At 59.9% G+C, this 21,204-nt stretch carries 17 protein-coding genes; 12 read left to right on the forward strand and 5 right to left on the reverse strand.

Annotation, left to right across the window (positions count from 1 at the left end; translation table 11 throughout):
- Positions 1 to 122 precede the first annotated feature (122 nt).
- A complete protein-coding gene (rapA, locus tag BFC21_RS24210; RefSeq protein ID WP_088379142.1) occupies positions 123 to 2,969 on the reverse strand; it encodes an RNA polymerase-associated protein RapA in 2,847 nt (948 codons plus the stop codon).
- Positions 2,970 to 3,141: 172 nt separating this feature from the next.
- On the opposite strand from rapA, the gene BFC21_RS24215 reads away from it, so the two are divergent.
- From BFC21_RS24215 to ccoM, 3 genes are all read left to right on the forward strand, one after another.
- Positions 3,142 to 3,456 carry an aspartate-semialdehyde dehydrogenase gene (locus BFC21_RS24215; protein WP_120266584.1) on the forward strand — a complete coding sequence of 105 codons (315 nt, stop codon included), beginning with the start codon at positions 3,142 to 3,144 and terminating at the stop codon, positions 3,454 to 3,456.
- 79 nt (positions 3,457 to 3,535) lie between these two features.
- A complete protein-coding gene (locus BFC21_RS27355) occupies positions 3,536 to 3,697 on the forward strand; it encodes a hypothetical protein (protein WP_016779743.1) in 162 nt (53 codons plus the stop codon).
- Positions 3,698 to 3,844: 147 nt separating this feature from the next.
- Entirely contained in the window at positions 3,845 to 3,955 is a 111-nt protein-coding gene (gene ccoM / locus BFC21_RS27725) for a cytochrome c oxidase subunit CcoM (protein ID WP_016779744.1), read from the forward strand.
- A 259-nt stretch (positions 3,956 to 4,214) separates the two neighbouring features.
- On the opposite strand, the gene BFC21_RS24220 is transcribed toward ccoM, so the two are convergent.
- Both BFC21_RS24220 and BFC21_RS24225 read right to left on the reverse strand, forming a co-directional pair.
- Positions 4,215 to 5,687 (reverse strand): inorganic phosphate transporter, encoded by a 1,473-nt coding sequence (locus BFC21_RS24220; RefSeq protein ID WP_083369805.1) that lies wholly within the window; start codon positions 5,685 to 5,687, stop codon positions 4,215 to 4,217.
- A gap of 352 nt (positions 5,688 to 6,039) precedes the next feature.
- Positions 6,040 to 6,240, reverse strand: a complete 201-nt coding sequence (locus tag BFC21_RS24225; protein ID WP_016779746.1) for a hypothetical protein — start codon at positions 6,238 to 6,240, stop codon at positions 6,040 to 6,042.
- A 716-nt stretch (positions 6,241 to 6,956) separates the two neighbouring features.
- Here BFC21_RS24225 and pcaR point away from each other — a divergent pair.
- The 9 genes from pcaR (at position 6,957) to pcaC (ending at position 16,441) form a co-directional block, all read left to right on the forward strand.
- A complete protein-coding gene (gene pcaR / locus BFC21_RS24230; RefSeq protein ID WP_086795985.1) occupies positions 6,957 to 7,799 on the forward strand; it encodes a pca regulon transcriptional regulator PcaR in 843 nt (280 codons plus the stop codon).
- Positions 7,800 to 8,086: 287 nt separating this feature from the next.
- Positions 8,087 to 9,433 (forward strand): MFS transporter, encoded by a 1,347-nt coding sequence (locus BFC21_RS24235; protein ID WP_088379143.1) that lies wholly within the window; start codon positions 8,087 to 8,089, stop codon positions 9,431 to 9,433.
- Between the two features lie 156 nt (positions 9,434 to 9,589).
- Positions 9,590 to 10,447 (forward strand): CoA transferase subunit A, encoded by an 858-nt coding sequence (locus BFC21_RS24240; protein ID WP_088379144.1) that lies wholly within the window; start codon positions 9,590 to 9,592, stop codon positions 10,445 to 10,447.
- On the forward strand, positions 10,444 to 11,226 hold the full coding sequence (locus BFC21_RS24245) for a CoA-transferase subunit beta (protein ID WP_169846386.1): 783 nt from the start codon (positions 10,444 to 10,446) through the stop codon (positions 11,224 to 11,226). The genes BFC21_RS24240 and BFC21_RS24245 overlap by 4 nt, the downstream gene beginning before the upstream one ends.
- Positions 11,223 to 12,428 (forward strand): 3-oxoadipyl-CoA thiolase, encoded by a 1,206-nt coding sequence (gene pcaF / locus BFC21_RS24250; RefSeq protein WP_169910713.1) that lies wholly within the window; start codon positions 11,223 to 11,225, stop codon positions 12,426 to 12,428. The genes BFC21_RS24245 and pcaF overlap by 4 nt, the downstream gene beginning before the upstream one ends.
- Positions 12,429 to 12,545: 117 nt before the next feature.
- On the forward strand, positions 12,546 to 13,838 hold the full coding sequence (locus BFC21_RS24255) for an MFS family transporter (protein ID WP_088379146.1): 1,293 nt from the start codon (positions 12,546 to 12,548) through the stop codon (positions 13,836 to 13,838).
- Between the two features lie 44 nt (positions 13,839 to 13,882).
- Complete coding sequence (locus BFC21_RS24260) at positions 13,883 to 15,235, forward strand: 3-carboxy-cis,cis-muconate cycloisomerase (RefSeq protein ID WP_088379147.1); 1,353 nt, start codon at positions 13,883 to 13,885, stop codon at positions 15,233 to 15,235.
- 11 nt (positions 15,236 to 15,246) lie between these two features.
- Positions 15,247 to 16,038 carry a 3-oxoadipate enol-lactonase gene (pcaD, locus tag BFC21_RS24265; RefSeq protein ID WP_120266585.1) on the forward strand — a complete coding sequence of 264 codons (792 nt, stop codon included), beginning with the start codon at positions 15,247 to 15,249 and terminating at the stop codon, positions 16,036 to 16,038.
- A 10-nt stretch (positions 16,039 to 16,048) separates the two neighbouring features.
- Positions 16,049 to 16,441 (forward strand): 4-carboxymuconolactone decarboxylase, encoded by a 393-nt coding sequence (gene pcaC, locus BFC21_RS24270; protein ID WP_016779755.1) that lies wholly within the window; start codon positions 16,049 to 16,051, stop codon positions 16,439 to 16,441.
- Between the two features lie 150 nt (positions 16,442 to 16,591).
- Here the strand turns inward: pcaC and BFC21_RS24275 are convergent, their stop codons facing one another.
- Together BFC21_RS24275 and BFC21_RS24280 are read right to left on the reverse strand one after the other, a co-directional pair.
- Positions 16,592 to 18,043 carry an AdeC/AdeK/OprM family multidrug efflux complex outer membrane factor gene (locus tag BFC21_RS24275; RefSeq protein ID WP_095005368.1) on the reverse strand — a complete coding sequence of 484 codons (1,452 nt, stop codon included), beginning with the start codon at positions 18,041 to 18,043 and terminating at the stop codon, positions 16,592 to 16,594.
- Positions 18,040 to 21,201 carry an efflux RND transporter permease subunit gene (locus BFC21_RS24280; protein WP_088379150.1) on the reverse strand — a complete coding sequence of 1,054 codons (3,162 nt, stop codon included), beginning with the start codon at positions 21,199 to 21,201 and terminating at the stop codon, positions 18,040 to 18,042. Before BFC21_RS24280 ends, BFC21_RS24275 begins: the two co-directional genes overlap by 4 nt.
- Positions 21,202 to 21,204 lie beyond the last annotated feature (3 nt).

Consider the following 21,204-nt stretch of genomic DNA (forward strand, 5'->3'; position numbering starts at 1 on the left):
CGTTAGATCGGGACTGTCAGAAATGTGGGAGCGGGCTTGCTCGCGATAGGATTAACGCGGTGATTCAGTTTCACCTCATTGATCCTATCGCGAGCAAGCCCGCTCCCACAGCTCATGGGTTTTTAACCCGCTACCAGCACTCGAATCGCTTCCAGGCGCAGGGCGGCTTTTTCAAGCATGGCCAGGCTTTGTTCGCGCTGCTTGCGCAAGGCAATCAGTTCGCTGTCACGCACGCTCGGGTTGACGGCCTGCAGGGCGGTCAGGCGGGCCAGTTCTTCTTCGGTGTCGGCTGCCAGGCGGCGCTGGGCTTCGGCCACGCGCTCGGCGTGACGTGGCGCAATCTTCGCTTCACCGGCGTTGATCTTCGGCGTCAGCTGGTCACGCTGGGCCTGGACGAACTTGTTGGCGCTGGCGCGGGGTACGCTTTCCAGCTGCTCGTTCAGGGTGTCGAAGGCCACGCGGGACGACAGGTCGTTGCCGTTGGCATCAAGCAGGCAGCGCAGGGCGGCAGGCGGCAGGTAGCGACCCAGTTGCAGGGAGCGCGGGGCAACCACTTCACTGACGTAAATCAGCTCAAGCAGGACGGTGCCCGGCTTGAGCGCCTTGTTCTTGATCAGGGCGACGGCAGTATTGCCCATCGAACCCGACAGCACGAGGTCCATGCCGCCTTGCACCATCGGGTGTTCCCAGGTGATGAACTGCATGTCTTCGCGCGACAGCGCCTGGTCGCGATCGTAGGTGATGGTCACGCCTTCGTCGTCACCCAGGGGGAAGCTGGCGTCGAGCATTTTTTCGCTCGGCTTGAGGATCAGCGCGTTCTCCGAATGGTCTTCGCTGTCGATGCCGAAGGCGTTGAACAGGGTTTCCATGTAGATCGGCAGGGTGAACTGATCGTCCTGCTCAAGAATCGCCTCAACCAGCGCTTCACCTTCACCTGAACCACCGGAGTTAAGCTCCAGCAGGCGGTCGCGGCCAGTGTGCAGCTCTTGCTCCAGACGCTCGCGCTCAACCCGGGCTTCGTCGATCAGTGCTTGCCACTCTTGATCGTCCGCCGCTTCAAGCAACGGCAGCAGGCGTGGGCCGAACTGATGTTGCAGGGCGTTGCCGGTCGGGCAGGTGTTGAGGAACGCGTTCAGCGCTTCGTGGTACCACTGGAACAGACGCTGTTGCGGGCTGGTCTCAAGGTACGGCACATGCAGCTCGATCACGTGCTTCTGGCCGATTCGGTCCAGACGGCCGATACGCTGTTCCAGCAAGTCCGGGTGGGCCGGCAGGTCGAACAGCACCAGGTGATGGGCAAACTGGAAGTTGCGACCTTCACTGCCGATTTCGGAACAGATCAGTACTTGGGCGCCGAATTCTTCGTCTGCGAAGTAGGCCGCAGCACGGTCGCGCTCAAGAATGTTCATGCCTTCGTGGAACACCGTCGCAGGAATACCGGAACGCACGCGCAGGGCGTCTTCCAGGTCCATCGCGGTTTCAGCGTGGGCGCAGATCACCAGCACTTTGGTGCGCTTGAGCATTTTCAGGGTGTCGATCAGCCATTCGACGCGCGGGTCGAAGTTCCACCAGCGTTCTTCATCGCTGGCGTCCGGCTGGGCCTGGAAGCTGACTTCAGGGTACAGCTCGGCGTGTTCGCCCAGCGGCAGTTCAAGGTATTCGGCCGGGCAAGGCAGCGGGTAGGCGTGCAGCTTGCGTTCCGGGAAACCCTGGATCGCGGCACGGGTGTTACGGAACAGCACGCGGCCGGTGCCGTGGCGGTCCAGCAGCTCACGCACCAGGCGGGCGCAGGCCTCGGCATCGCCATCATTGACGGCAGCCAGCAAGGCATCGCCTTCAGCACCCAGGAAACCGTGGATGGTCTTGTGGGCTTCAGGGGACAGGCTGCCTTTATCCAGCAGCTCCTGTACGGCCTGGGCCACCGGGCGATAGTTTTCGCTTTCGGCGCGGAAGGCGGCCAGGTCGTGGAAACGGTTCGGGTCCAGCAGGCGCAGGCGCGCAAAGTGGCTGTCCTGGCCCAGTTGTTCCGGGGTGGCAGTGAGCAGCAATACGCCGGGGATCACGCCAGCCAGTTGTTCTACCAGGCCGTACTCGGGGCTGACGTTGTCTTCGTGCCACACCAGGTGGTGCGCTTCGTCGACCACCAGCAGGTCCCAGTCGGCATCAAACAGCGCGGCCTGGGCCTTGGGATCGTCCACCAGCCATTCCAGGGCAACCAGGGCCAGCTGGCAGTCTTCGAACGGGTTGCTGGCGTCGCTTTCGATAAAGCGCTCTTCGTCGAACAGCGCCACTTCCAGGTTGAAGCGGCGACGCATCTCGACCAGCCATTGGTGCTGCAGGTTTTCCGGGACTACGATCAGTACACGGTTGGCACGGCCACTGAGCAGTTGGCGATGGATCACCAGGCCGGCTTCGATGGTTTTGCCCAGGCCCACTTCGTCGGCCAGCAGAACGCGCGGGGCGATACGGTCGGCGACTTCACGGGCGATATGCAGTTGGTGCGCGATAGGCTGCGCACGCACGCCACCCAGGCCCCACAGCGGCGATTGCAGCTGGCGGCTGGTGTGTTCGAGGGTGTGGTAGCGCAGCGAGAACCAGGACAGCGGGTCGATTTGCCCGGCAAACAGGCGGTCACTGGCCAGACGGAACTGGATAAAGTTCGACAGTTGGGTTTCTGGCAGGGTAACGGCTTCGTTTCGCTCGTTGAGGCCGTGATAGACCATCAGGCCGTCGACGTCCTCGACCTCGCGCACGGTCATCTTCCAGCCTTCGAAGTGGATGATGGTGTCACCCGGCGAGAACCGAACACGCGTGAGCGGTGCGTTGCGCAGCGAATATTGGCGGGTTTCGCCAGTGGCCGGATAGAGCACGGTCAGCAAGCGACCGTCCTGTGCCAGAACGGTGCCCAAACCTAGCTCTGCTTCGCTGTCACTAATCCAGCGTTGCCCCGGTTGATACTGCTGCGCCATGCTGCCTGACTCCCGCTTTGAAAAAGCCGAGTATATTAACGGATCAAAGGCCCCAGTCCAAAGGACTCTCATAAAAAGCTGTCGGGTTTGCCAGGATGCCAGCGCAGTTATCGACCAATGGTTGACGATGCCCGCTTGGCGCAAATAGCCAGAAGACAGGAGAACCCTCACCATGCTGCCATCCATTTTGCCCCTTGGCGCCGTACCGGTTACCTCCGCGCAGGACCCGGTGCGACCGCGCCCGGACATTGCGCCCGTGGTGCCGGCCCAGGCCAGCTCCAGCGACAGTGCCATCGACCTCAAGCACAGGGATGCCGACCAGGCCACGGCCTTGCTGCGTGAGGAGCAACAGCGCCAGCAGCAGCGCCGCCGTGAAGCCCGGGAGCAGGCGGGCGCGCAGCCGCCGCAGACGCTTGATGAATTGCAGGTGGAGCCTTTGGCCGATGCCACGCAGCGTCAGGGTGTGTGGGTCGATATCAAGGTCTAGTTGGTTTTTACTGGTCAGGGCCGAATGGGCGTCGCATTATTGACCGACTGAAACATACTGACAGTGGTCTGATTTGCTTATGAGCCAAGACACCAAGCTGGTTGACCTGGGTGCCGAGCGCGCCAAACGGGTACATGACCTCAATGAAAAACGCCTGAATGAAGTGCGCAAGGCCTTCGAACAAGCAATGCCGTTGGCAAAAGCGGCGAAAAAGCCGAAGAAAAAACCGAAAAAGCGCTGATCTGCCGCGTTTTCGATGACCTGCGTCAACTAATCCCCTCAACTGCGAACTGGCCGTGGATCACTATTGATCCCGGTCAAGTTGTGCCTGTGCAAGTGTGGTTAATCTAGCTTCAACAGACAAACAAACAACGCGCAGGAGGCCGTCATGTTTCTCGATAATGTGGTTATCGCCGGAGTACTAACGGTCGGCCTTATGGTGTTGTTCTTCGCGGGTCTGGGCATTTTTATCTGGAAAGACTCGCAAAAGCGCAAATAGCGCCGGGTCTTTTTATGGCATGAGCACGCAAGGCATTTTGGGCGACTTCGGTCGCCTATTTTTTTGCCTGTAAAAACGAGTATTACGCAAATGCTGTGGGAGCGGGCTTGCTCGCGATACAAGCGGCGCGATTTGTCAGGTACATTGAGTCGATGCCATCGCGGGCAAGCCCGCTCCCACAGGTTTTTGCCTATAAGCTGCGGGCATAAAAAAAGGTACGACCCGCGAGGGTCGTACCTTCTTTTTTGCAGCGCAGTTATCAGGCAAGCACTTTGGAAGCCAGCCAGAACAGCGTCGCAGACAGTGCGATGGTGGCCGGCAAAGTCAGCACCCACGCCATCAGGATGGTCTTGATCGTACCGCCCTGCAGGCCGCTCTTGTTGGCGACCATAGTGCCCGCCACGCCCGACGACAGAATGTGCGTCGTCGATACCGGCAGGGAGAACACGTTGGCCATGCCGATGGCAAAGGCTGTGGTGATCTGTGCGGCCATGCCCTGGGCATAGGTCATGCCCTGCTTGCCGATCTTCTCGCCGATGGTTTTAACCACCCGCTTCCAGCCCACCATCGTGCCCAGGCCCAGGGCCAGGGCAACCGCCAGAATCACCCAGAACGGGGCGTATTCGGTGGTAGCAGTCAGGTCTTTGCGCAGTTTTTCGAGGTCCGCTTTTTCGCGGGAATCAAGCACTGGCAATTTGCTGACTTTCTTTGCAGTGTCGTCCAGGCACAGCAGGTAGCGACGGATCTCGATACGCTTTTCAGCCGGGATCGAGTGGTAGTCCGCCACGCCCTTGAGCGAGCTCAGCAGGGCGGCGATGGTCGGTTCGGTCTGCTGCGGGTTGCAGCTGAACTGATCCGGCAGGTCGCCTTTGACGCTTTTGCCCAGGGCCAGGAACTCGGTCAGCGAGGCGTTGTTGCGCTCGTAGAACTGGCTCAGGTGCAGGGTGGCGTCGCGGGTACGCTCGATCTGATAAGTGGTGCTGTTCAGGTCCAGAACGAACGCGCTTGGCACGATGCCGATCAAGACCAGCATGATCAGGCCAATGCCTTTTTGGCCATCGTTGGAACCGTGTACAAAGCTGACCGCCATGGCCGAGATCACCAGAACCAGGCGGTTCCAGAACGGCGGGTGCTTCTTGTCATCCAGCTTGCGGCGCTGCTCGGGGGTCTTGTGCATCTTGGACCCCGGACGCCACCACTTCAGGCCGACCAGCACCAGGCCCGCAACCACGAAACCGGCGATTGGCGAGAACACCAGCGAGGCACCGATATCGATAGCCTTCTGCCAGTTCACCCCGTCACTGACCGGGATGCCGCTGATCAGGGCATTGGCCAGGCCCACGCCCAGGATCGAACCGATCAGGGTGTGCGAGCTTGACGCCGGAATGCCGAAGTACCAGGTGCCGAGGTTCCAGGTGATGGCGGCTGCAAGCAACGAGAACACCATGGCCAGGCCATGTCCGGTGTTGACATTGACCAGCAGCTCTACCGGCAGCAGGTGAACGATGGCATAAGCCACGCCGACCCCGCCCAGCAGAACGCCGAGGAAGTTGAACACACCGGAAAAGAACACCGCCAGGTGAGGCGGCATGGCTTTGGTGTAGATGACAGTCGCTACCGCGTTTGCGGTGTCATGAAAGCCGTTGATGAACTCAAACGCGAGAACAAAGGCTAGGGCGAAGAAGAGGCTGATAAGAACCCAGGCGTCCAATCCGCTTAATAGATCGATCATGAAGGTTTTCTGACACGGTCATAAAGGGGGGCGGATTATGCCAGAAAACCCCGCTAATCAATGCACTAGCTGCCCGTTGGTAACATCTATAAATGAAAAAACCTGTAAGAATCCGCTGAGAGCTGGCGTAGGGAATTCCCTTCAAGCCACTGATAGCAAAGGCTATAGGGCTTTTTCAGGGGCGCGCGCAGGCCTTGGCGCAGGTCTGATTTGGACAGATGAAATTTCTTAAATCAGAGGGCGCAACGGCGCAGCTTCAGGTTCAGGCATAGCAAACAGCCATATCGGCTCATGCAAATGGCGAGCACGCAAGGGGCCACTGGGGCGGTGCTGGCAGATTTTCAGGTGCAGGTCAGGGCTCTTCGGCCTTGAGCTCTTTTTCGATCTTCTGGATTTCTTGAGTGAACGCCTGGTCGAGCAGGCTGGCCCGTTTGCGCCAGGGTTTGCGCCCGGGCTCGGGTTTGGCAGCGTAGGTGGTCACTTCACCACCGTAAACATCCTTGAATCGTTGTTCCTGTCGCTCAAGTTCTGCGCGCAGTTCGTCTTTTGTCACTGTCTTACCTAATTGAGTTGAGTTTGAATCGGGTGAATCACCGTGCGTGGAGGTTGATTCATTTGACGAATGTCAGGCAATAAGACAAAGGCCTACAACTAACGTCACGCTTACATACACCACACAATGCACTCGGCCACGTCAGGGAAACAAACAGGGACGTTGCCATTTCAAGTGTCCACCCCCGGGGTAAACAATACGCGATGCACTTGCCGGGCAAGCGGCGAGTACTCATTGAACGCAACGCTATGGTTGGATCCAATCTGCCGTACAGGCTTGACCTTGTGCTCTCATTAACTTGCGCATTCTCAATAGCCGAGAAGTGCAGCTACTATCGCCGAATAACTTCACACGCGTCAACTTGCTGATGTGTGATCTGTTATGAATAAGGGTGAATTAGCCTGCGCATTGCCCCGCGGGATTGCACCCACTGAGTCTATTAGTACTCCCCCCTCGGTAATTGACCCTCGAGTTATTAAAGGCTGAAGCTGAACTTGGCCTGAATACATATAAAACAGACGTTTTCTATCATTTATCGCAGGGGGCTGATTGTAATAAACCCCAAGTGAAAGAATTGTCACCCAACTAGAATGATTCAAGATCGTACAAAATCATGTGTACATCGCCCGGTGCGCGACGGATTGCGATTATCGGCCAGCAGTTCGATAATCGGCTGACAAGGCATAACTATAAATAGCTGAAGCTGGGGGTTGGGAATGAATGATCGACTGCACAATGCCGTTGCCAGTATCGCGCCACCAATTGTGGCGTCTCCGGCCAAGCGCATTCAGGCGTTTACCGGTGATCCTGACTTCATGTCCTCGCTGGCCCGGGGCCTGGCGGTGGTGCAGGCGTTTCAGGAGCGCAAGCGGCACCTGACCATCGCGCAGATCAGCCACCGCACCGAAATCCCCCGGGCCGCGGTACGCCGCTGCCTGTACACCCTGATTAAGCTGGGTTATGCGACCACGGACGGGCGCACCTATTCGCTGCTGCCCAAAGTCCTGACCCTGGGCCATGCCTACCTCTCATCCACGCCGCTGGCGGTCTCGGCCCAGCCGTACCTGGACCGTATGAGCGAGCAATTGCACGAGGCCTGCAACATGGCCACCCTCGAAGGCGATGACATTCTTTATATCGCCCGCTCGGCCACCACCCAGCGCCTGATTTCAGTTGATCTGTCGGTCGGCGGCCGCTTGCCCGCGTACTGCACGTCAATGGGCCGCATCCTGCTGGCGGCGCTGGACGATGTGACCCTGCACGAGTATCTGGCCCACGGCGAATTCCAGGCCAAGACCAGCCGCACCTTGCACACTCCCGAGGCGTTGCTTGAATGTTTGCAGCAGGTACGCGAACAAGGCTGGTGTGTGGTCGATCAGGAGCTGGAACAAGGCCTGCGTTCTATTGCCGTGCCGGTCTACGACGCTTCGGGGCAAGTGCTGGCCGCCCTTAACGTCAGCACCCACGCCGGGCGGGTTACGCGCACGGAGCTGGAGCAGCGCTTCTTGCCGATCATGCTCAACGCCAGCCGCGAGCTGAGCACCCAGCTGTTTAGTTGATGGGGGAACACTAAGCGTTCGATAAACGCACAGTTAAGCGTTTATCGAATTGCATGGCGGCAGTGGGCTGATTAATGTCGCCTCAGCGCTGCCGTGCAAATCCGCTCAAGCGTCCTTGCCGGGCAGGCCAAATAATAATGAGAAGAGGCTACACGCCATGACTGTTCCCCTGACGCTGCCATTGCGCAGTCGCCCGCTGACCTGCTGATCCCCCGATAGCGATTAATGTGAGCCGCTGGCCCCCGGCCGGTTTTCGTTCGCCCTGGTTTTTACCCGGTATAAAAATAATGAATTCACCCCAGTCTTCTGTCGGCAACGGCCTCGATGTGCAGGCCTTTATCAATGCCCAACCCCTGTCGCGTTACCAATGGCGGGTGGTGATCCTGTGTTTTCTGATTGTCTTCCTCGATGGCCTGGACACGGCGGCTATGGGCTTTATTGCCCCTGCCCTGTCCCAGGACTGGGGGATTGACCGCGCCAGCCTGGGCCCGGTGATGAGCGCCGCGCTGATCGGCATGGTGTTTGGCGCCCTCGGCTCCGGGCCATTGGCGGATCGCTTTGGTCGCAAAGTGGTGCTGGTGTCGGCTGTGGTGGTGTTTGGCGGCTTCAGCCTGGCCTCGGCCTACGCCAGCAACGTCGATCAGTTGCTGGTACTGCGCTTTTTGACCGGGTTGGGGCTGGGCGCCGGCATGCCCAATGCCACCACGTTGCTCTCGGAATACACCCCCGAGCGCCACAAGTCGTTGCTGGTGACCAGCATGTTTTGCGGCTTCAACCTTGGCATGGCGGGCGGCGGGTTTGTCTCGGCCAAGTTGATCCCGATGTTCGGCTGGCACAGCCTGCTGCTGATCGGCGGGGTGCTGCCGTTGATACTTGCCGTGGTGTTGCTGTTCTGGTTGCCGGAGTCGGCGCGCTACCTGGTGGTGCGCAACCGCAGTGTCGAACGTATCCGCAAGACCCTCGCCCCGATCGACCCTGCACAGGTGGCCCGGGCGTCGAGCTTCAGCGTGCCAGAGCAGAAGACCGTGAAGGCGCGCAACGTGTTTGCGGTGATCTTTTCCGGGACCTACAGCACCGGCACCCTGTTGCTCTGGCTTACCTATTTTATGGGGCTGGTGATTGTTTACCTGTTGACCAGCTGGCTGCCGACGCTGATGCGTGACAGCGGCGCGAGCATGGAGCAGGCCGCGTTTATCGGTGCCTTGTTCCAGTTCGGCGGGGTATTGAGTGCGGTAGGGGTGGGCTGGGCAATGGACCGGTTCAATCCGCACAAGGTGATTGGCATTTTCTACCTGCTGGCCGGGGTGTTTGCCTACGCAGTGGGCCAGAGCCTGGGCAATATCACCGTGCTAGCCACCCTGGTGCTGGTGGCGGGTATGTGTGTCAACGGGGCGCAATCGGCCATGCCGTCACTGGCGGCACGCTTTTACCCGACTCAGGGGCGCGCCACCGGTGTGTCGTGGATGCTCGGTATCGGCCGCTTCGGCGCCATCCTGGGGGCCTGGATGGGCGCAACCCTGCTGGGCCTGGGCTGGAACTTCGAGCAAGTGCTGACCGCGCTGGTGATTCCGGCCGCTCTGGCGACTGCTGCGGTGTTGATCAAAGGCATGGTCAGCCATGCCGATGCAACCTGATAGGCAGCAGGCTAACTATGTGTTCGATTAGCGAACACATAGTCGATTATCGGATTGTTTGGGCCAAAGCTGCGGCTTAATCTGCTGAACATCCGGTGTTGCCCTGGCGCACCTTCTTCAACCGCAGTGGCCTACAAGAAACGGGAGCTACCCCAGATGGCAGACATCATTTCGTTACACGACGCGGTGAAACAATTTGTGAGCGATGGTGACACCGTTGCTCTTGAAGGTTTCACTCACCTGATTCCGACTGCAGCGGGTCATGAAATCATCCGCCAGGGCAAGAAAGACCTGACCCTGGTGCGGATGACGCCTGACCTGGTCTATGACCAGTTGATCGGTGCCGGTTGTGCGCGCAAATTGATTTTCTCCTGGGGCGGCAATCCGGGCGTGGGCTCCCTGCACCGTTTGCGCGATGCCGTGGAAAAACAGTGGCCGCAACCGCTGGAAATTGAAGAACACAGCCACGCCGACCTGGCCAATGCCTACGTTGCGGGTGCTTCGGGCCTGCCGTTTGCCGTACTGCGTGCCTACGCAGGGTCTGATTTGCCCAAGGTCAACCCGCTGATCAAGACCGTGACCTGCCCGTTTACTGGTGAAGTACTGGCCGCGGTGCCGGCGGTGCGCCCGGATGTCACGGTGATTCACGCGCAAAAGGCTGACCGCAAGGGCAACGTGCTGCTGTGGGGCATCCTGGGGGTGCAGAAAGAAGCGGCCCTGGCAGCCAAGCGCTGCATCGTCACCGTTGAAGAAATCGTCGACGACCTGCAAGCGCCCATGAATGCCTGCGTGCTGCCAACCTGGGCCTTGAGCGCAGTGTGTCATGTGCCGGGTGGGGCGCATCCTTCCTACGCTCATGGTTATACCGAGCGCGATAACCGTTTCTATCAAGCGTGGGACCCGATTGCCCGCGACCGTGAGACCTTTACTGCCTGGATCAATGAATACATCCACGGCACTGCGAATTTCAGTGAGTTCCAGGCCAAGCTGGCCCGCGCTTCGGAGGCTAAATAATGACCTACACCACCAATGAAATGATGACCGTTGCGGCGGCCCGCCGTTTGAAAAACGGTTCGGTGTGTTTTGTCGGCATTGGCTTGCCTTCCAAAGCGGCCAACCTGGCGCGTCTGACCTCGTCTCCGGATGTGGTGCTGATCTACGAGTCCGGCCCGATTGGGGCCAAGCCTGATGTGCTGCCGCTGTCGATTGGCGACGGTGAACTGGCCGAAACGGCTGACACAGTGGTGTCCACCAGTGAAATCTTCCGTTACTGGCTGCAGGGCGGCCGGGTCGATGTCGGCTTTCTGGGCGCCGCCCAGGTCGACCGCTTCGGCAATATCAACACCACGGTCGTGGGTGATTATCACCAGCCCAAAGTGCGCCTGCCGGGAGCGGGTGGCGCACCGGAGATCGCCGGTTCCGCAAAAAGCGTGCTGATTATCCTCAAGCAGTCGGCCCGTTCATTTGTCGACAAGCTGGACTTCATTACCTCGGTGGGCCACGGCGAGGGCGGCGACTCACGCAAACGTCTGGGGCTACCGGGCGCGGGGCCGGTGGGCATCATTACCGACCTGTGTACGATGGAACCTGAAGAACAGACCAACGAATTTGTAGTCACCGCACTGCACCCGGGCGTGACCCGTGAGCAAGTCATTGCTGCCACCGGCTGGGCCATTCGCTTTGCCGATAACGTGCAAGAAACCGCCGCCCCGACTGACGTCGAACTCGGCGCCTTGCGCGACCTGGAAGCGCGCACTGCGCTGGCCCACGGTCAGGCACCGGGAGAAGCATGATGCGTGACGTGTATATCTGCGACGCGATTCGTACCCCCATCGGCCGTTTTGGCGGTGGCCTGGCCGCCGTTCGTGCTGACGATCTGGCTGCCGCGCCAATCAAGGCGCTGATCGAACGCAACCCGGGAGTGAACTGGAACGAAGTCGACGAAGTGTTTTTCGGCTGCGCCAACCAGGCCGGTGAAGACAATCGCAACGTGGCACGTATGGCCGCGCTGCTGGCGGGGCTGCCGGACACCATTCCCGGCGTGACCCTCAACCGCCTGTGTGCCTCGGGCATGGACGCCATCGGCACGGCGTTCCGCGCCATTGCCAGCGGCGAGATGGAACTGGCGATTGCCGGTGGCGTCGAGTCCATGTCCCGTGCGCCGTTTGTGATGGGCAAGGCCGATGCGGCGTTCTCGCGCAATATGAAGCTGGAAGACACCACCATCGGCTGGCGCTTTATCAACCCGCTGATGAAAGCCCAATACGGCGTCGACCCGATGCCGCAAACGGCAGACAACGTGGCGGATGATTACAACATTTCCCGCGCCGATCAGGACGCTTTCGCCTTGCGCAGCCAGCAACGGACTGCTGCTGCCCAGGCAGCAGGCTACTTTGCCGAAGAAATCGTGCCGGTGCGCATCGCCCATAAGAAAGGCGAGACCGTGGTTGAGCACGACGAGCATCCGCGTGCCGACACCAGCCTGGAAACCCTGGGCAAGCTCAAGCCGGTCAACGGCCCGGACAAGACCGTCACTGCCGGCAATGCATCAGGGGTGAATGACGGCGCCGCGGCGATGATCCTGGCCTCGGCCGAGGCAGTCAAACGTCATGGCCTGACTGCCCGCGGCCGTGTACTGGGCATGGCCAGCGCCGGTGTGGCACCGCGAGTGATGGGCATCGGCCCGGTGCCGGCGGTGCGCAAACTGGTGGAGCGCCTGGGTTTGGCCGTGAGCGATTTTGACGTGATTGAACTCAACGAAGCCTTCGCCAGCCAGGGTCTGGCGGTTATGCGCGAGCTGGGGCTGGCAGATGACGCGCCGCAGGTGAACCCCAATGGCGGGGCAATAGCCTTGGGCCATCCACTGGGCATGAGCGGCGCACGTATCGTCATGACGGCTTTGCATCAGCTGGAAAAAACCGGCGGCAAGAAAGGTCTGGCAACCATGTGCGTAGGCGTTGGGCAAGGTCTGGCATTGGCTATCGAACGGGTCTGATAGCGCTACAGTTAAAGCCGAACGACTACTGCCTCAGTCGTTCGGCTTATTGCGGTTGCGGCGTTACATGTTGCAAGGTGTGTCTGATTGCAACTAAAACCTGATGAGTAAACAAACATGACAACAGAAACTCACTACACGGGAGAGGAACGCAAAAAAAGGATTTTTGCGATTGTCGGTGCGTCCTCCGGCAACCTGGTCGAATGGTTCGACTTTTACGTTTACGCCTTCTGTGCAATCTACTTTGCACCGGCGTTTTTCCCTTCTGATGACCCGACCGTGCAGTTGCTGAACACTGCCGGGGTATTCGCTGCCGGCTTTTTGATGCGCCCCATCGGTGGCTGGCTGTTTGGCCGGGTGGCCGACAAGCACGGGCGAAAGAATTCCATGATGATCTCGGTGCTGATGATGTGCGCCGGCTCACTGGTGATTGCCTTTTTGCCGACCTACGCCTCGATTGGCGCCTGGGCTCCGGCCTTGCTGTTGATGGCGCGGCTGTTTCAGGGCCTGTCAGTGGGTGGCGAATACGGCACCACGGCGACCTATATGAGTGAAGTGGCGCTCAAGGGCCAGCGCGGCTTTTTTGCCTCCTTCCAGTATGTGACGCTGATCGGCGGGCAACTGCTGGCGGTCCTGGTGGTGGTGATCCTTCAACAGTTCCTGTCAGAAGATGAACTGCGGGCCTGGGGCTGGCGCATCCCCTTTGTGATCGGTGCCATTGCCGCGCTGATTTCGTTGTTGCTGCGTCGTACCCTGAAAGAAACCACCAGCGCCGAAACCCGCCAGGACAAGGATGCCGGCAGTGTGAGGGCGTTGTTCCGTGACCATAAAGCGGCGTTTATTACCGTACTGGGTTACACCGCAGGCGGCTCGCTGATTTTCTACACCTTTACCACCTACATGCAGAAATACCTGGTGAACACCGCCGGCATGCACGCCAAGACGGCCAGTTACATCATGACCGGCGCGCTGTTCCTTTATATGTGCATGCAGCCGCTGTTCGGCATGCTGGCGGACAAGATCGGCCGGCGTAACAACATGCTCTGGTTTGGTGCTCTGGGTACGCTGTGTACCGTGCCGATCCTGTTGACCCTGAAAACCATCAGCAGTCCGTTCCTGGCCTTTGTCCTGATTACCCTGGCGCTGGCGATTGTCAGCTTCTACACCTCGATCAGCGGCCTGGTCAAAGCCGAGATGTTTCCGCCCCAGGTACGGGCGCTGGGTGTGGGCCTGGCCTATGCCGTGGCCAACGCGATCTTTGGTGGCTCGGCGGAATACGTGGCACTGGGGCTTAAATCGATGGGCATGGAAAACAGCTTCTACTGGTATGTGACGGTGATGATGGCCATCGCGTTCCTGTTCAGCTTCCGCCTGCCCAAGCAGCCCAAGTACCTGCACCACGATGTGTGATGTGCCTGCGCGCGCCAGTGGCGCGTGCTTTCTAAGGAAGGTTTATGAGTAATCAGCTGTTCGATGCGTACTTTACGGCCGAGGCCATGGGGCAAGTGTTTTGCGATCATGGCCGGGTACAGGCCATGCTCGACGTCGAAGCGGCACTGGCCCGGGCGCAAGCCCGGGTCGGGGTGATTCCTCACTCTGCGCTTGCCCCGATTGCAGCGGCGTGTCGCGCAGAACTCTACGATTTTGCAGCGCTGGGCCTGGCCATCGCCAGTGCCGGCAACTCTGCGATCCCGCTGCTCAAGGCGCTGGGCAAGCAGATTGCCAGCAGCGCACCCGAAGCCGAGCGCTATGTGCATTTGGGCGCTACCAGCCAGGATGTGATGGACAGCGGCCTGGTCCTGCAAGTGCGCGCCGCCCTGGGGTTGATCGAGCGTGACATGGCGCAGCTGGCGGATGTGCTCGCCGCGCAGGCCCAGCGCTATGCCACGACGCCTTTGGCCGGGCGCACCTGGCTGCAGCAGGCCACGCCGGTGACCTTGGGCATGAAAATCGCCAGCTGGCTGGGGGCCGTGACCCGTAGCCGCCAGCGTCTGCACGAGCTCAAACCGCGTTTACTGTGCCTGCAGTTTGGCGGTGCTTCCGGCACCCTGGCCGCCCTTGGCGATCAGGCCATGCCGGTGGCACAGGCACTGGCTGATGAACTGGGCCTGGGCCTGCCTGAGCAACCCTGGCATACCCAGCGTGATCGTCTGGTGGAGTTTGCTGCAGTGCTGGGCTTGATCGCCGGTGGCCTGGGCAAGATTGGCCGGGATATCAGCCTGCTGATGCAGACCGAGGCGGCTGAAGTGTTCGAGCCGTCGGCGCCGGGCAAGGGTGGCTCGTCGACCATGCCGCACAAGCGCAACCCGGTGGGCTCGGCGGTGTTGATCAGCGCCGCGACACGGGTGCCGGGGTTACTCAGCATTCTGTTCAGTGCCATGCCCCAGGAGCACGAACGCAGCCTGGGCTTGTGGCATGCCGAATGGGAAACCCTGCCCGAGATTTGCTGTGTGGTGTCCGGTGCGCTGGCTCAGGCATTGAACATCACCCGCGGCCTGGAAGTGGATGCCGCACGCATGGCCCGCAACCTCGACCTGACCCACGGCCTGGTGCTGGCTGAAGCGGTGAGCATTGTGCTGGCGCAGCGGGTAGGGCGTGAGACTGCGCACCATTTGCTGGAGCAGTGCTGCAAACGCGCGGTAGCCGAACAGCGCCATTTGCGTGCCGTGCTGGGCGATGAGCCGCAGATCACCGCGCACTTGAGTGCGCACGAGCTGGATCGTCTGCTCGATCCGGCCCATTACCTTGGTCAGGCGACGACGTGGGTCGAGCGTGCGCGGGCCGAACATTTTGCGTTGGTCCTCTAAAGGAGAAGCTCGTGGGACGTGTACAACTTGCTGAAGGTGAACTCAACTACCGCCTGGACGGCCCGCAAGGCGCGCCAGTGTTGGTGTTGTCCAACTCGCTGGGCACTGACCTGGGGATGTGGGACACCCAGGTGGCGGCGTTCGCCGAGCATTTTCAGGTGCTGCGTTATGACACCCGCGGGCATGGCCAGTCGCTGGTCACCGAGGGGCCGTACAGCATTGAACAGCTGGGCGCTGACGTGCTGGCGCTACTGGATGCGTTGCATATCGAGCGGGCGCATTTTTGCGGGCTGTCGATGGGCGGGCTGATTGGCCAGTGGCTGGGCATCAATGCCGGCTCTCGCCTGCACAAGCTGGTGGTGTGCAACACCGCGGCCAAAATTGGCGAGCCTGCGGTGTGGAACCCGCGTATCGAAATGGTCTTGCGTGACGGTGCTGCGGCGATGGCCGGGTTGCGTGACGCTTCCATTGCGCGCTGGTTTACCCCTGATTTTGCCCAGGCCAATCCTGACCAGGCCAAGCGGATTACCGACATGCTTGCCGCGACTTCGCCACAAGGGTATGCCGCCAACTGTGCTGCGGTGCGTGATGCGGATTTTCGCGACCAGTTGGGTTCCATAGAGGTGCCCACGCTGGTGATTGCGGGTACTGAAGATGCTGTCACGCCGCCTGCGGGCAGCCGCTTTATCCAGGAACATGTGCGTGGCGCGCAGTACGCCGAGTTTTATGCTGCACACCTGTCCAACGTGCAGGCGGGCGATGCCTTCAGCCAGCGCGTAGTGCAATTCCTGTTAGCGGCCTGAGGAGTTTTTTGTGGACGAGAAACAACGTTACGACGAAGGCATGCAGGTACGTCGTGCGGTACTGGGTGATGCCCATGTCGACCGCAGCCTCAATGCCCTGACCGAGTTCAACAGTGAGTTCCAGGAAATGATCACCCGCCACGCCTGGGGTGATATCTGGACCCGCCCGGGTTTGCCGCGCCATACCCGCAGCCTGATCACCATCGCGATGCTGATCGGCATGAACCGCAATGAAGAACTCAAACTGCATTTGCGCGCTGCGGCCAACAACGGCGTGAGCCGGGCCGAGATCAAGGAAGTGATCATGCAGAGTGCTATCTATTGCGGGATTCCGGCGGCCAATGCCACGTTTCACCTGGCAGAATCGGTGTGGGATGAGTTGGGGGTTGAGTCGCGGGAGTAATCGACAAATGTGGGAGCGGGCTTGCTCGCGATGCAGGCGACACGGTCTGTCAGGCAAGCTGAGGTGACGCCATCGCGAGCAAGCCCGCTCCCACAGGGTTACAAACAACAAACCCGCCAAAAGGCGGGTTTGTTGTTTAACCGATACGCATCAGGCCTTCGGCGGCTGATCCGAAATCGGGCGGTTTTGCCCGGTCTGTTCGTACCAGCCACCCCCCAACGCCTTGTACAGCGTGACTTCACTGGTCAGCTGCGAAAGACGGTCGGTGATCAACGATTGCTGCGCGCTGAACAACGAGCGCTGGGCATCGAGGAAGGTCAGGTTGCTGTCGATGCCAATCCGATAGCGACGCTCGGCCAACCGGTAGTAATCCTGGTTGGCGTTGACGAAGTCGGTTTGTGCCTGCAACTGTTGGTTGTAGGTTTGACGCGCTGCCAGGCCGTCAGAAACTTCCTGGAAGGCGGTCTGGATCGTTTTCTCATACTGAGAAACGGTGATTTCTTTCTGGATCTTCGCGTAGTCCAGGCTGGCGCGCAAAGCCCCTGCGTTGAAAATCGGCAGGTTGATCTGCGGCGAGAACAGCCAGGTGCCCGAGCCACCCTTGAACAGGCCCGACAAGTCGGGGCTCAAGGTCCCGGCATTGGCCGTGAGGCTGATGCTCGGGAAGAACGCTGCCCGCGCCGCGCCGATGTTGGCGTTGGCGGCCAGCAACTTGTGCTCGGCTTCGAGGATATCCGGGCGACGTTGCAGCAAGTCCGATGGCAAGCCCGCCGGTACTTCGCTCAACAGGTCGGCTGCCAGCGGTTGGGCCGCCGGCAGGTTGTCCGGGATGGTGCTGCCCAGTAGCAGCGCGAGGCTGTTCTGGTCCTGCGCCACCTGACGGGTGTAGCGGGCCAGCTGGACCTTGGCGTTTTCCACCGAGGTGCGCGACTGGCTGACTTCCAGGGCCGAGGCCACACCCACTTCATTGCTGCGCAGGGTGAGCTTGTAGCTCTCGTCGAACGCCTTGAGGGTGTCTTCGGTGAGCTTGAGCAGCTCTTTGTCAGCCTGCCAGGTCAGGTAGGCATTGGCGACACTGGCCACCAGACTGATCTGGGTGCTGCGTCGGGCTTCTTCGGTTGCAAAGTAGTTCTGCAACGCCTGATCGCTCAGGCTGCGAACGCGGCCGAACAGGTCCAGCTCGTACGCGCTGACCCCGAGGGTCGCCGAGTAGGTGCTGCTGATGCCCGACTCTCCGGTTTGCGACATGCGCGCCGGGGTGCGTTGACGGCTGCCGCTGCCGGTGGCCGAAACTGCCGGGAACAGATCAGCCCGCTGGATGCGGTACTGCGCGGCATAGGCGTCAATGTTCAGCGCCGCGACCCGCAGGTCACGGTTGTTGACCAGCGCAGTCTGGATCAGCTGTTGCAGTGCCGGATCATGGAAAAACTGGCGCCAGCCCTGTTCCGCAGCGGCCTTGCTGGCCGCCTCGGTTGGCGAGTAGGCCGGGCCTTGCGGGTACTGCGCCGCTACCGGCGCTTCAGGGCGCTGGTAGTCGGGGATCAGCGAGCAGCCGCCGAGCGTAAACGCCGCAACAGCTACTGCGAGAAGCGACTTGCTCATTGGCCAGCCTCTTGGTTTGGAGTTTTAGTCAGATCCATTTTCTTTTCCGTGTCTTTATTCTTGCCGCTGCCGATGGACGATACGGCCACAAAGAACAACGGTACCCAGAACACGGCCAGTACGGTGGCGGTGATCATGCCACCGATAACACCGGTACCAATAGCGTGCTGGCTGCCCGAGCCTGCGCCCGTGGAGATGGCCAGTGGAACCACACCCAGTACGAACGCCAGGGAGGTCATGATGATCGGACGCAGACGCATGCGGCACGCCTCGATCGCAGCATCCACCAGGCTTCGTCCCTGTTCATGCAGTTCCTTGGCAAATTCGACGATCAGAATGGCGTTTTTCGAGGCCAGACCGATGGTCGTAAGCAAGCCCACCTGGAAGTACACGTCGTTGGACAACCCGCGCAGGCTGGTGGCCATAAGCGCACCGATGATCCCCAGTGGTACGACCAGCATTACCGCAATCGGGATCGACCAGCTTTCGTACAGTGCTGCAAGGCACAGGAACACCATTAGCAAGGAAATAGCGTACAGGGCAGGCGCTTGCGAACCTGACAGACGTTCCTCGTAAGACAACCCCGTCCAGGAAATACCGACACCTGCTGGCAGCTTCTTGGCCAGGGCTTCGACTTCAGCCATGGCTTGACCGCTGGTATAGCCCGGTGCCGGAGCGCCGAGAATTTCCATCGCTTCTACGCCGTTGTAACGCGACAGCTTGGGTGGGCCGTAGATCCACTCGCCCTTGGCGAAGGCCGAGAACGGCACCATGGTTCCCTGATCGTTGCGCACATACCACTTCTTCAGGTCTTCGGGGTTCATCCGCGAGTCAGCTTCGCCTTGCAGGAAAACCTTTTTGACTCGACCGTGGTCGATGAAGTCGTTGACATAACTGGCACCCAGACCAATGGACAGGGTGTTGTTGATGTCCGAAATGCTCAGGCCCAGGGCGCGAGCAGCCTCATCGTCGATCAGCAGCTTGTATTGCGGTTCATCGTTCAGACCGTTCGGACGTACGCCCGCCAGGATCTTGCTCTGAGCTGCCATCCCCAGGAACTGATTGCGTGCAGCCATCAGTTTCTCGTGGCCAATGCCGGAGCGGTCTTGCAGGTATACGTCGAAACCGGTGGCGTTACCCAGTTCCATTACAGCAGGCGGGGCAAAGGCGAACACCATTGCATCGCGGTAGCTGGAGAACACCTTCTGCGCCCGTGTAGCCAGTGCAAATACACTGTTGTCCGAATCGCGCTCGCCCCACGGCTTGAGCATGATGAACGCCAGGCCAGAGCTCTGGCCACGGCCGGCGAAGTTGAAGCCGTTCACGGTAAACACCGAAGACACAGCGCCCGACTCATCGGCCAGCAGGTATTCACGCATCCGGTCGATCACTTGCTGTGTGCGCTCTGCAGTGGTGCCCGCAGGTGTTTGAACCTGTGCAAACAGTACGCCCTGGTCTTCTTCCGGGAGGAAGGAGGTAGGGATACGGGTGAACAGGAACACCATGCCAACCACAATCAGCACATAAGCCAGCAGGTACGGAGCCTTGTGACGCAGAATGCTGCCGACACCTTTTTCATAGCGCTTTACGCCATTGTCGAAGGTGCGGTTGAACCAGCCGAAGAAACCGCGCTTGTTCTCGCCGTGATCACCCTTCTGGATCGGCTTGAGCATGGTGGCGCACAGGGCCGGGGTGAAGATCAGGGCAACCAGTACCGACAGGCCCATCGCCGAAACGATAGTGATCGAGAACTGGCGATAGATCACACCCGTGGAGCCGCTGAAGAAGGCCATCGGCAGCAATACCGCCGACAGCACCAGGGCAATACCCACCAGGGCACCCTGGATCTGCTCCATGGATTTCTTGGTCGCTTCCTTGGGCGGCAGTCCCTCTTCGGACATGACCCGCTCAACGTTTTCAACCACCACGATCGCATCGTCCACCAGCAAGCCGATGGCCAGTACCATACCGAACATGGTCAGGGTGTTGATGCTGAAGCCTGCAGCGGCCAGGATCCCGAAGGTACCCAGCAGTACGACCGGTACTGTCATCGTGGTGATGATGGTGGCGCGGAAGTTTTGCAAGAACAGGAACATCACCAGGAACACCAGGACAACAGCTTCGACCAGGGTGTGAACCACACCTTCGATCGAGGCCGAAACCACAGGCGTGGTGTCGTACGGGTAAACGACTTTCATGCCTTCCGGGAAGAAGGGCTCCAGGCCGTTGATGGTTTCACGCAATGCCTTTGCCGTGTCCAGGGCGTTGGAGCCCGGGGCCAGCTTGATCGCGATACCCGATGCCGGTTTACCGTTGAATTGCGCGCTGACGCTGTAGTTTTCACCACCCAGGGCAACATCTGCGACATCGCTCAGGCGTACCTGGGAGCCGTCGGTATTGACCTTGAGCAGGATCTTCTTGAACTCTTCAGCCGTTTGCAGACGGGTTTTGCCGATGATGGTCGCGTTCAGTTCCTGACCCTTGACGGCAGGCAGGCCGCCCAGCTGCCCGGAGGACACCTGCACGTTCTGTGCGCTGATGGCCGACTTAACGTCCACCGGCGTCAGGTTGTACTTGTTCAGCTTGACCGGATCGAGCCAGATACGCATGGCGTACTGGGCGCCGAACACCTGGAAGTCGCCCACACCTTCGGTACGGGAGATCGGGTCCTGCATGTTGGAAACGATGTAGTTGGACAGGTCGTCCTTGTTCATGCTGCCGTTTTCAGACACCACGCCAATAACCATCAGGAAGTTTTTCACTGCCTTGGTTACACGGATACCTTGCTGCTGTACCTCTTGCGGTAGCAGGGGGGTCGCCAGGTTGAGCTTGTTCTGTACCTGGACCTGTGCGGTGTCAGGGTCAGTGCCTTGCTCGAATGTGGCGGTGATGCTCATGCTGCCGTCGGAGTTACTTTCCGAAGACACATAACGCAGGTGGTCAATACCGTTGAGCTGTTGCTCGATTACCTGGACCACGGTGTCCTGCACGGTTTGCGCCGAAGCGCCCGGGTAGGTCACGGAGATCGAGATGGCCGGTGGCGCAATGCTCGGGTACTGGTTGATCGGCAACTTGAGGATCGATAGAGCCCCGACCAGCATGATCACCAGGGCAATTACCCAGGCGAAAATCGGACGGTCGATAAAAAATTTCGACATGGT

It is taken from the genome of Pseudomonas sp. TMW 2.1634, from assembly GCF_001703595.1.
Lineage (GTDB): Bacteria > Pseudomonadota > Gammaproteobacteria > Pseudomonadales > Pseudomonadaceae > Aquipseudomonas > Aquipseudomonas fragi.